The 9,781-nt window shown below is 58.8% G+C and carries 13 protein-coding genes; 3 read left to right on the forward strand and 10 right to left on the reverse strand.

Going from position 1 to position 9,781, the window contains the following annotated elements; genetic code table 11:
* Positions 1-280 precede the first annotated feature (280 nt).
* The 9 genes from C5B91_RS19235 to C5B91_RS19275 form a co-directional block, all read right to left on the reverse strand.
* The gene (locus C5B91_RS19235; RefSeq protein WP_233547753.1) at positions 281-1,000 is read right to left on the reverse strand and encodes a plastocyanin/azurin family copper-binding protein; all 720 of its coding nucleotides are present in this window, start codon (positions 998-1,000) and stop codon (positions 281-283) included.
* A gap of 58 nt (positions 1,001-1,058) precedes the next feature.
* Positions 1,059-1,367 carry a thioredoxin family protein gene (locus tag C5B91_RS19240; RefSeq protein WP_119712879.1) on the reverse strand — a complete coding sequence of 103 codons (309 nt, stop codon included), beginning with the start codon at positions 1,365-1,367 and terminating at the stop codon, positions 1,059-1,061.
* Between the two features lie 170 nt (positions 1,368-1,537).
* Positions 1,538-1,891, reverse strand: a complete 354-nt coding sequence (locus C5B91_RS19245) for an SHOCT domain-containing protein (protein WP_119712880.1) — start codon at positions 1,889-1,891, stop codon at positions 1,538-1,540.
* Between the two features lie 2 nt (positions 1,892-1,893).
* Positions 1,894-2,313 carry a DUF302 domain-containing protein gene (locus tag C5B91_RS19250; RefSeq protein WP_119712881.1) on the reverse strand — a complete coding sequence of 140 codons (420 nt, stop codon included), beginning with the start codon at positions 2,311-2,313 and terminating at the stop codon, positions 1,894-1,896.
* 523 nt (positions 2,314-2,836) lie between these two features.
* The gene (locus tag C5B91_RS19255) at positions 2,837-3,187 is read right to left on the reverse strand and encodes an SHOCT domain-containing protein (RefSeq protein WP_119712882.1); all 351 of its coding nucleotides are present in this window, start codon (positions 3,185-3,187) and stop codon (positions 2,837-2,839) included.
* A 57-nt stretch (positions 3,188-3,244) separates the two neighbouring features.
* Positions 3,245-3,565: a hypothetical protein gene (locus C5B91_RS19260; protein ID WP_119712883.1), complete on the reverse strand. Its 321-nt coding sequence runs from the start codon at positions 3,563-3,565 to the stop codon at positions 3,245-3,247.
* A gap of 230 nt (positions 3,566-3,795) precedes the next feature.
* Entirely contained in the window at positions 3,796-5,202 is a 1,407-nt protein-coding gene (locus tag C5B91_RS19265; protein ID WP_058365369.1) for a multicopper oxidase family protein, read from the reverse strand.
* A gap of 125 nt (positions 5,203-5,327) precedes the next feature.
* Complete coding sequence (locus C5B91_RS19270) at positions 5,328-5,921, reverse strand: MarR family transcriptional regulator (RefSeq protein WP_058365371.1); 594 nt, start codon at positions 5,919-5,921, stop codon at positions 5,328-5,330.
* 132 nt (positions 5,922-6,053) lie between these two features.
* The gene (locus tag C5B91_RS19275) at positions 6,054-7,457 is read right to left on the reverse strand and encodes a permease (protein ID WP_058365368.1); all 1,404 of its coding nucleotides are present in this window, start codon (positions 7,455-7,457) and stop codon (positions 6,054-6,056) included.
* A gap of 357 nt (positions 7,458-7,814) precedes the next feature.
* On the opposite strand from C5B91_RS19275, the gene C5B91_RS19280 reads away from it, so the two are divergent.
* From C5B91_RS19280 to C5B91_RS19290, 3 genes are read left to right on the forward strand one after another with little or no spacing between them, the layout of a single operon-like run.
* A complete protein-coding gene (locus tag C5B91_RS19280; RefSeq protein WP_233547748.1) occupies positions 7,815-8,078 on the forward strand; it encodes a hypothetical protein in 264 nt (87 codons plus the stop codon).
* 18 nt (positions 8,079-8,096) lie between these two features.
* Entirely contained in the window at positions 8,097-8,630 is a 534-nt protein-coding gene (locus C5B91_RS19285; RefSeq protein WP_058365367.1) for an SRPBCC family protein, read from the forward strand.
* Between the two features lie 24 nt (positions 8,631-8,654).
* Entirely contained in the window at positions 8,655-9,560 is a 906-nt protein-coding gene (locus C5B91_RS19290) for a universal stress protein (RefSeq protein ID WP_080508315.1), read from the forward strand.
* A gap of 12 nt (positions 9,561-9,572) precedes the next feature.
* Here C5B91_RS19290 and C5B91_RS19295 read toward each other — a convergent pair.
* The coding region (locus C5B91_RS19295; RefSeq protein WP_119712896.1) for a hypothetical protein at positions 9,573-9,781 on the reverse strand (209 nt) is incomplete at its 5' end.

Here is a 9,781-nt window from a genome sequence, read left to right on the forward strand (position 1 = left end):
CTGAGTGGCCTATGCCGGTTCATCTGTGGGTAGGAGGTCGATTCTCCCGCCCACTAATATCGTCCGGCATCGCTCTTCAATGTGACCCGGGTTTCCCTACGTTCGTCTGATAGGGCAAACGGATCGTCGGACTCTGGTTGCTGTTGCGTCCCTCGTTCTCTGGGCACCGATGAGTGCGGCTTACTTTCCGTAGAGGACTGCCTCGGCATAGGAACAGGTCTTCGAAGGACTCCTGAGCGAGGGACCTCAGGCGTGTAGAGATGGCCGACGACACCGCGCCTTACCGAGATGCGTCTTCTCTCCCAGTCTCCAACCGTTCACGACGCTTCTGGAACTCTTCTTCGTCGATTTCGCCTCGTGCGTAACGACGTTGGAGGGTTTCCATCGCGGAATCGTCACTTTCTGGAGGTGTATCCCCTCGACCCGTTGCCCAGTAGAGGAGTCCGCCGACCAGCCCCAGCATTCCGAGTGCCCCGCCGACGAACGGGACGCCGCCCCACCCGCCCCTCGAGCCACCCATCATTCCCCCTCCGCCGGGCCCCATCATACCGCCATCGGTACTCCCGCTGCCGTCGACGTCCGAGCCGACGGCAACGGCGCCGTTCTGGACGATCGTCTCGCTATCGGGGACCTCGCCGTCCGGAATCGGGCTGTCTTCGGCTGGGCCGCCCGGACTGCCGACGACGATTCGACCGACCATGCCGACCGACTTGTGCGGGATGCAGTAGTAGTCGTACGTGCCGGGCGCCTCGAAGGTGTGCTCGAAGCTCCCCTGCGAGATTGTGCCGCTATCGAAGGCCGTCCCGTCCGCGGGAACGCGGTCCGGATAGGCCGTTGCCGAGTGTGCACCGGCTGCTATCTCGAAGCGGACGGTCGTGCCGGGTTCGACGTGGAGTCCGATCGGGTCGAAGTAGTTGTTGCCCATCTTCACGACGGGCGTCTCCTGTGCGCTCACTGGCTGAGAGAGGCCTGCGCTGGCGACTGCGCCGGCACCGAGCACTCCCAAGAACTGACGTCGATTATAGTTCGTCATGTGGTTTGAATTGGTCTGGTGGTCGTCATTTTCGCACGACATCGACGAGACGTTGGGCGAATCCAGACGATTGCTCGGTCGCGCTCTCGATGGCTGACTCGAGGTCGTTCCGGTCGACGATGCCGATGAACTCGGCGGTCTGTTCACCGTTCGCGTAGACGAGTGTCGTCGGCGTCTTGCGGACGCCGTATTCCTCGGCCGTTTCCAGATCTTTCTGAATGTCGACCTCCCGGAATTCCACGTCCGGATACTTGTCCTCGAGGCCGTCGTTTTTCCCCCGTTGTGTTGCGCATGCTCCGCATGTCTCTTGGGTGAAGAGGATGACTTCGATCACATAGTATACTACGGTATTGGGACTTAACCACATTACTATTTAGAATCGTAAGCTGAGAGACCTCCATCTCTTTGATTCGAAGGCGCGCTCACACAGTGGTGATCGGGAGTAGCATCACGCATTCGATCACGCAGGCGTGGGAATACGCACCTTGGTGCGTGCTCGTTGGTCTACTCCGACCGTTCGAGTTTGTCGCGGCGGGATTCGAACTCTTCGTCGGTGAGGTCGCCGCGAGCGTACGCCGTACGGAGTTCCTCCATCGCGGGATTTCGAGACGTCTGGCCTTCGTTCGTACGTCGGAAGACGAGGTAGCCACCGCCGAGGAGGATGAGGAGGAAGATGAGCGGGACGAGCATCCCGACGAACGGCCACCATCCGCTGGTGGTACCACCGTAGCCCATCATCCCGCCGTAGCCCATCATGCCACCGAATCCCATCCCCATCGTGAGCAAGGGGAGGACGATGATCGCCCCGAGGATCAGAAGCACGATGGTCGTGGTGTCGAGTTGATTCGACGAAGACATCGTTACTCCTCCTCTGGAACCGTTCCCAACTCGTCTGAGACCGTTGTGATGACGCGCTCGAATCGTTCGTGCACGTCGACCGCGATCTCGTCGAGATCAGGGTTCTCCGTGATGCCGACCAGTTGCTGGGGGTCGACGGCGCTCACGACGACGTCACCGCCATCTGTCTCGTAGACGATGACGTTACACGGGAGCAGAGCCCCCAGTTCTGGCTCTTCGACGAGCCCCTCGTGGGCGAGCGGAGGGTTACACGCCCCGAGAATTCGGTATTGGTCTACGTCGACATCGAGTTTTTCCTTCAGGGTTGTTTTGACGTTGATGTCACAGAGGATGCCGAAGCCTTCGTCCTGGAGTGCGGTCGTGACTGCGGTTACGACATCGTCGAACGGTGCATCGATCGTTGTGGTGATGGTGTACGTCATCGGTCTATTGGGTGTTTTTGGTTTCCAAGCTCGCGATGAGCCTCTTTGTTTCCTCTTCGGTTAATCCAGCGCCGCCAGACGCTTCTGAGGCGGTGAATGCACGGAGTCGTCGGCGCTCGGCAGCCTGTCTGCGTTGTTCTCGTGAACCGTTCCGGGTGTTATGTTGCGAGTTGTTCATTGTGGTGGTTGGTTTTGTTGTGGGCGCGTTTCGAGTCAGTACGTGACTGGGGTCGACGCACGTTGGGTTCTGTTCAGATCGCTCGAGTCATTCCTGACGGGTTCAGAGAGATCGTGTCGTCGGGTTCGCTCAATCTCTCATTCTATTTTTTGTGTGTCCATTCCTTTTCTTTACAATACTATGGACGATTGCTGGATACATAATCAGCCGAGTCCATTTGCTGACCCAGCAAATCACTCCCTCGTTTAAGCATACTCTCTCGTGTTCCTCTCTTCCCGGAGGATGCACGCCGACGATACGAATGCGAGTGGAGGACATGGGAGGATACGTGGAGGGAGTCAATACTCACTGTGTGAGCGAGCTCCGTCGGGTCTCGAACTCCTCGTCCGAGAGTTCACCACGCGCGTAGCGTTCGCGGAGTTCGGCGAGTGGTGTATTCGTCTTTGAGGTCTGTTCTTCGCGGGTAGTCCCGTACACGAGGAGCAGGACGAGTCCGACCAGGAGGAGCGGCCAGAGGAACATTCCACCGCCGAACAGTCCCAGTCCGCCCATACCGCCCCAGCCGCCGCCCATCATGCCGCCGCCGTAGCCTCCGCCCATAGCGGCAGCCGTTCCAGTCGCCGCGACCAGCAACGGGACGGCGAGGATCGCGAGTCGACGAGCAGTGCGTCCGATGTGAGTGGTGAGTTGCGTCATTATCTTGAGTTGGTGGATCGTGGTATTCGGTTGAAGCGATCGAAACGGTCAGGGCCGTCAGCAGTGGCCCTGCCCGTACATCCCGCCGTTGTAGTCGTCGTTAGCCCCGTCGTGGTATTCCTCGTCAGCCATGTCCTTGGCCATCTCGTCGACGGTCACACCCATGTGCGACTCCATCCACTCGACAGCACCGGGACCCATGTGTTCGGTCATCTGTGCCTCCATCCAAGTGGCCCATTCATCTGCGGTGGTATTGTCCGTGGGCGCGTCGTCAGCGGCCGTTTCGTCGCCGTGTGCGCTGACCACGGGGGCGGCGAACGCGAGTCCCACGATCGCGAGGGCCACGAGCAGCCAGCGGCCGAGTGTGAAGTTGGTCATTGTCTTTCTCCTCGGTTACTCGTAGGACTGCTCGGGAGTTATCGACGTGGGTGTGAATCCGAATAGGAGAACGTTCGAAAACGTGTATAGGGCGCTCTAAACGTTTTTCAGGAATAGGTTCGTTCATCTGGCTCGAATTCGCTGGATTAGCACTCGACTCTTCTCACGGGACAGGGCCACGACCACACGAACGGCAGCCTGAATGATCCGAAACCGGGGCTTCAACCGAGTCACTCGACGTATCTCACGACACGCGCCATCCCCGCATCGAGATGATACAGGTTGTGACAGTGGAACAACCACCGGCCGGGGTTGTCGGCGTGGAAGTCGATCGTCACCTGCCCTCTATGCCCGGGGACCATGACTGTGTCTTTGATTGCGTCGCCGACTTGGAAGAAGTGGCCGTGAAGGTGCATCGGGTGAATGACTGGGCTCTGATTGGTCATCCGAATTCGGACGTGTTCGTCGGGCCGGACCTGGAGCGGGTCGGCGTCCGGGTAGGCCTGCCCATCTATCGTCCACGTGTATGACTGGCCCCTGCCGCGTGAGAGCGTCAGATCGAACGTTCTATCCGGCTCCCCACTCACCCCGTCGAGCGAGGAGATCGCCTGCAAGTCCCCGTACTGCAGCCGGTTACTGGCCGACGACGGGCTCTGTGGGCTTCCTCCGCTAGCTGACTCGTACTCGACGACTGCTCTAGCTGGTGGTTCGTTTCCATCGAGTGCATTCGCTTGAACGGCCCACGTGCCCGGGTTCGTCGCCTCAATCACGACGTCGTAGCGCTCACCGGCTCCGAAGGCGAACGAGTCCACGTTGACAGGTTCGACAGGTCGCCCATCGGCGTGGGTTACCGTCATTTCGTGGCCTGCGATTTGGACACCGAAGACTGTCGCGCTGCCGGCGTTCACGAACCGGAGGCGCACCCGCTCGCCTTCTGTTACGTCGAACGTCTGGGGATTCTCTGGGAGTCGACCGTTGATCAGGAGCCCATCGTACGGCGGCCGAACGTCTCCCATCATCCCGCCACCGCCGCCCATTCCCCCATCCGAAGGAAGTTCCGGCTCTCCGGGGAGGTAATCGTCGACGACGACGACGTACTCGCGGTCGTACTCGACGTGTGGCTCACGTTCTTCGACGATCAGTGGCCCCAGCAATCCCCGGTCGAGTTGGAGTCCGACGTGGCTGTGATAGAAGTACGTGCCAGCGGGTTCGGCACGAAACGTGTACGTGAACGTCTCACCGGAAGCGATCGGGTCTTGCGTCACGTTTGGCACGCCGTCGACCGGGTTCGGAACGGGAACCCCGTGCCAGTGAATCGTCGTCTCTTCTTGAAGGTCGTTGGTCAACTCGACACTGAGTACGTCACCCTCCTGAACGCGTAATTCTGGTCCCGGAAATTGACCCTCGTACATCCAGTTAGTCGTCGAAGTCTCGGGGGCTGGCCGAATCGTCCCGGACCCCGCGGTGAGGCTGACGGAGCTATCTGGCTCGGACGTGACTGTCGAGCGTGGCGTTACCTCACGCCCACCGTCATCGCCGGTGCCCGGTAGCTGACCGGCACAGCCCGCGAGCGCTCCGAGAGTAGATGCGCCCGTCAACTGGAGAAGCCTGCGGCGGGAGAATCCTGTGGAAGTCATTTCCCTTGTTTTCGTGGTCGGCGAGTATAGGCCTCGCGCTGAAGGACGGTCATACGACCATCGCTCGGTTCAATTTCAGCATCTACGACCCCGATGAATGGTTCTGAATCGGCGGAAATGGCCCGCTAGTTCATTTGCTTCTCCTGTAGGTCGTCACTCGGATAGATACGATACGTCCGCCCTTGGCGCTCGCGGTACAACAGGCCGCGTTTCTCGAGAGCGCTCACCGTCTGGCTCACCTTGCTCTTCGAAAAGTCCGAGCGATCCCTGAGTTCGATCTGTGTGATGCCGGGCGAGGAGATGACTGGTTCGAGGATACGGCGTTCATCATCCGGCAAGAGGTCTAACACACGAGCCTGTGGCTGAGACTCTGGATTGATAGCCCCGTCTGGTTGGGTGGTTCCCTCTGGCGATTCGTCACCCTCCGGATCGGTTGGATTCGCCATTTCATTCTGTGGGCGATCGGTTACGTCTCTGCTGGTGACCTCATCCCGAATCACGAGATATCCCACACCGATGACAGCCGAGACGAGGAGGGTTCCGAGGACATACCAGATCGGATTCGTTCCGTGAACGGACCCCATCGACGTGCCCATCATCGATCCCATCTGGTCGAAGGCCTGCTGTTGCTGATATGCTTGCCAGCTGAGCACACCACCGACGATGAGGACGACAGCGACCAAGCCACCGACTACTGTATCGGCTCGCCGCCGATTCATGTTCCCCACCTCGATCCGCCGAGATACCTGCTCATACATAAGAGTTTGCGAGACCATGCTGTACCTGTTTTGATTGGCCAACGCAATACCCGGGCCTGCCTAGCCGCGATACTTGGGATCGAGACATAGCGGTCAGTGATGTTCATGGCTCTGGGAAGACCCCGTCTCTGAGACGTGTGGGTGGTGCTGTGCAAATTCGGAGGGGCGCTTCTCGAACGATCGCTTGCACTGATCCGAACAGAAGTAGTACGTCTCGCCGTCGTGGGTGAGACTCGGTCCGCTATCGTCGGTTCGCATCCCACAGACGGGGTCGCGGTACTGGCCGGGTGCACCGAGACCACGACGGTAGACGTAGAGGAGAAAGCCAGAGAGTGCGAACGCGACGATGTTGAGGTAAAACGTGTAGTTAAGTTTGAAGTACGTCTGTTCGGAGGCTGTCTCCCCGCCAGCGAGATTCGGGACGATACCGAGAGCGCTGAACAATTCCTCCATGAGAAAGCCTGTGAACGCCATCGTCACGAAGAAGATACCGAGGATGTACAGCATCACCTTCCAGCCGTAGTACTTCCGGTAGACGTTCAGGACGGGGATGGTGATGAGGTCGGCGTAGACGAACGCGATGACGCCGGCGAAGCTGACCCCACCGCCCCAAAGCGCGACGGCGAACGGGACGTTGCCCATGCTCCCGACGAAGCTGAGGACGGCGATCGCTACACCCATGATGGCGTTCTCTGCGCTTACCAACAATCCATCGCCCTGGAGGAAGAGCGTGTTCCAGACCCACTGCGGAACGAAGACGATGACGAACCCCGAAATGAGAAAGCCCGCGATGATGTCCGTCCAGATCATCGACCACTCCTTGCGATACTGATTCCCGACTTTGTACCACCCGCCCCACGAGAGAAGTTCGTCGCGCCACCCGCCGCTACTTGCGGCTTCCTGCTGGTAGGTTTCCATGCAACCTTCTGAACAGAACTTCAGCGTCTCGCCCCCGTCAGTCACCAGCGAGTACTCGTCTTTGCCTTCCATCCCGCAGGTCGGGTCCTCAGTGATCCCCTGGTCGTGGTCGCGTTGATTCAGTTCCTCCCGTACTTGCTCGAAGAGGTTCTCGGGGAGCGTTAGATGGACGAGGACCGCCATCACGGCGATGAGAATGACGCCGCCAAGGAGTTCTGCAACCAGAAATTCCCAGCCGAGGAGGATCAGGATCATCAGCCCGAGCTCGACGATGAGGTTCGTCGAGGCGAACATGAACGCGAAGAAGTTCACCGTGTGCGCTCCCTTCTTGAACAGCCCCTTCCCAATGGCGACCGCGCCGAAGCTACACCCACTACTTGCTGCGCCGAATACGGTTGCTTTCGTGAGGCCACTCAGATTCCCCTCCCCGAGTACGTTGGCCATCCGCTCTTTCGAGACGTAAACCTGAACGAGACTCGTGATGACGAGCCCCATGATGATCGCCCACGCTGCCGTCCAGAGAAAACCGACGCCGATCCGCAACGACTCGAGAATTCCGTCGACGAGGGCGGCTTGCATATCTAGACTATCGCAGCCATCTGTTTTGTTATTTGTTCTTAAGAAACCGGGGCAGTGGGCGGAGTAAATCTTGCATTCAAAGGTAACTCCTGCTATTAGATGTGGTCAACCGTTCGAGGACGGCGTTCGTGCTCATCAATTTTTGCGTGTCACTGATTCCAGTCGGTGGTTGCTCCGTGGTCTTCCGACGGACCGGCCACACAGATAAGGGGGTTGTACAGCTGTTTCCCACACGATATTCTTGCTCCGTGTTACCAAGGGATCGTCCCCTTTCGAATTGTAAGAGAAACCCGATTGAAGGAGTAGAGCGTATCTCTAGTCATGAGCACTACTACCACAAACCAAGACGCGTCCGAAATGGATTCCACGACCAACGTGATGCAGCTCGATCGGTTGGCACTGGCGGGCGCAGCAGCAGTCGTCTCTGCCGTCGCGATGCTCCTGCTCGGTGTGTTCGGAGCGATCGGCGTCTACGAGGGCGCAGTCGAAGCGATGCAGCAGTGGCACCTGTTCTTCGAACCGACCGTCGTCGGGACTGTAGCGGGCATGGTCGAGGCAGCAGTGATCAGCTTCGTCCTCGTGTACGCCTTCGCGTGGCTGTACAACGTCTTCGCGCGGTAGGAGGCGCCGGAGACACCAATGTACGTCACCGACAAAGCCGAAATCGTCATCGACGCATCGCCCGAAGAGATCTGGGAGTACGTAACCGACCCAGTCCATTGGACGGCGTCGAACCCCGAGGAACACCATGGGCTCGAATACGACACGCCCGATAACCGTCCCCGGGAGGGCGCAACGTTCCACCAGGCCGAAGAGGTCGCCGGGATGTACGCCGACCTGCATGGCCGATTCCAGTATATCGACCATCCCAACGTGGCGGTCTGGGCGGGGACGGCGTACTATCCGCTCCTTCGCGGACTCGTCACCGTTCGGATTCCCGAAGGAGGGACCATCCGACTCGAAGAGACTGCAGACGGGACTCGGATGTCACACGCCGTCTGGATGGACTTCCCGAACAATCGACGGGGACGGGCGCTGAAATGGGTGTTCACGACCGCTCTCAATGGGAAGGCGAAACTCTACGATCACACGAACAAGGAACTCGTCTTCTTCAAGGACCGCATCGAGTCGACAGCCCATAAGTCGCCCAAACCGACGGACGAGAGTCCGTAGCAAAATCAACGCACACATCCAATCATGTACACTGACATCCTCATTCCAACCGATGGCAGCGATAACGTCGAGCCCGCAATCCAGTACGGACTTGACCTCGCTCGCCGATACGACGCAACCGTCCACACTCTCCACGTCGTTGACAGTTCACCGATCGAACGGAAGCTGGAACTGACCGCGCTGGAAATCGACCTGGAGACGCTCCCAGACACGTGGTATGACGCTGGTGATGCCGCCACCCAGCAGATCGCAACTCGAGCCGCAGAACACGGCCTCGATGCGGCAACTGAGGTTCGTCGTGGTATCCCAGCGCACGAGATTGCGTCCTACATCACCGATAATGAGATCGACCTCGTGTGTATGGGAACCCGGGGACATACTGGTCTCGACCGCTTCCTGCTCGGAAGTGTAACGACCCGAATCGTCCGCACTACCGACATTCCTGTCCTCAGCGTCAAATCGAAGACGGTGGCGGCGACGTCGGAATCCGAACTGCGGGGGGGCTTCGAGCATATCCTCGCTCCAACAGACGGGAGTAAACCCGCACGGGAGGCCGTCACTCATGCTCTTGAACTGGCTCGAACATACGATGCGACACTTCATGCCCTCTACGTTGTCGATAGAGGTGCCTACGCGTCTCGTCCAGGATGGACATGGGACGAACTGCAGCAATTACTGGAGCAAAACGGGGATACTGTCGTAGAAGATGTCCAATCCCGGGCAGCTGCCGACGGTGTTTCAGTCGCTGCTGAGATCACCCACGGCGTTCCTCATCAGGCAATAGAGGAGTACTGCGATCAACACGGAATCGACCTCATCGTGATGGGAACACACGGACGGTCCGGCATTTCACGACGGCTCATCGGAAGTGTGACCGAACGGGTTCTCCGGAACTCGGATGAGCCAGTTTTGACCATTCGAGGAGTGTAGACGCGGCTTGGGCTACCGGCGAAGCGAGATAAGAAGAACCACGAATCCGAGACCGATGGCGACCGATTCGATGATATGGACGAAAGCGAGATCGAGCCCCCCGAACTCGAACAGTACTCCTTCGATGAACACACCGAGGGTAATAATTCCAAAGCCAACTGCAGCGTTTCTCATATAGTACGTCCCTGTTCGTCGATACGCCTCGAAACTGTAGTACGTGA

The sequence above is a fragment of the Haloferax sp. Atlit-10N genome, from assembly GCF_003586325.1.
GTDB classification, from domain to species: Archaea; Halobacteriota; Halobacteria; order Halobacteriales; family Haloferacaceae; genus Haloferax; species Haloferax prahovense.

Excerpts from the sequence above, each read along its gene's own strand:
- C5B91_RS19245 (WP_119712880.1), bottom strand. The coding sequence starts at position 1,891 with ATGTCTTCGTCGAATCAACTCGACACCACGACCATCGTGCTTCTGATC.
- C5B91_RS19250 (WP_119712881.1), bottom strand. The coding sequence starts at position 2,313 with ATGACGTACACCATCACCACAACGATCGATGCACCGTTCGACGATGTC.
- C5B91_RS19255 (WP_119712882.1), bottom strand. The coding sequence starts at position 3,187 with ATGACGCAACTCACCACTCACATCGGACGCACTGCTCGTCGACTCGCG.
- C5B91_RS19260 (WP_119712883.1), bottom strand. The coding sequence starts at position 3,565 with ATGACCAACTTCACACTCGGCCGCTGGCTGCTCGTGGCCCTCGCGATC.
- C5B91_RS19265 (WP_058365369.1), bottom strand. The coding sequence starts at position 5,202 with ATGACTTCCACAGGATTCTCCCGCCGCAGGCTTCTCCAGTTGACGGGC.
- C5B91_RS19270 (WP_058365371.1), bottom strand. The coding sequence starts at position 5,921 with ATGAATCGGCGGCGAGCCGATACAGTAGTCGGTGGCTTGGTCGCTGTC.
- C5B91_RS19275 (WP_058365368.1), bottom strand. The coding sequence starts at position 7,457 with ATGCAAGCCGCCCTCGTCGACGGAATTCTCGAGTCGTTGCGGATCGGC.
- C5B91_RS19280 (WP_233547748.1), top strand. The coding sequence starts at position 7,815 with ATGGATTCCACGACCAACGTGATGCAGCTCGATCGGTTGGCACTGGCG.
- C5B91_RS19285 (WP_058365367.1), top strand. The coding sequence starts at position 8,097 with ATGTACGTCACCGACAAAGCCGAAATCGTCATCGACGCATCGCCCGAA.
- C5B91_RS19290 (WP_080508315.1), top strand. The coding sequence starts at position 8,655 with ATGTACACTGACATCCTCATTCCAACCGATGGCAGCGATAACGTCGAG.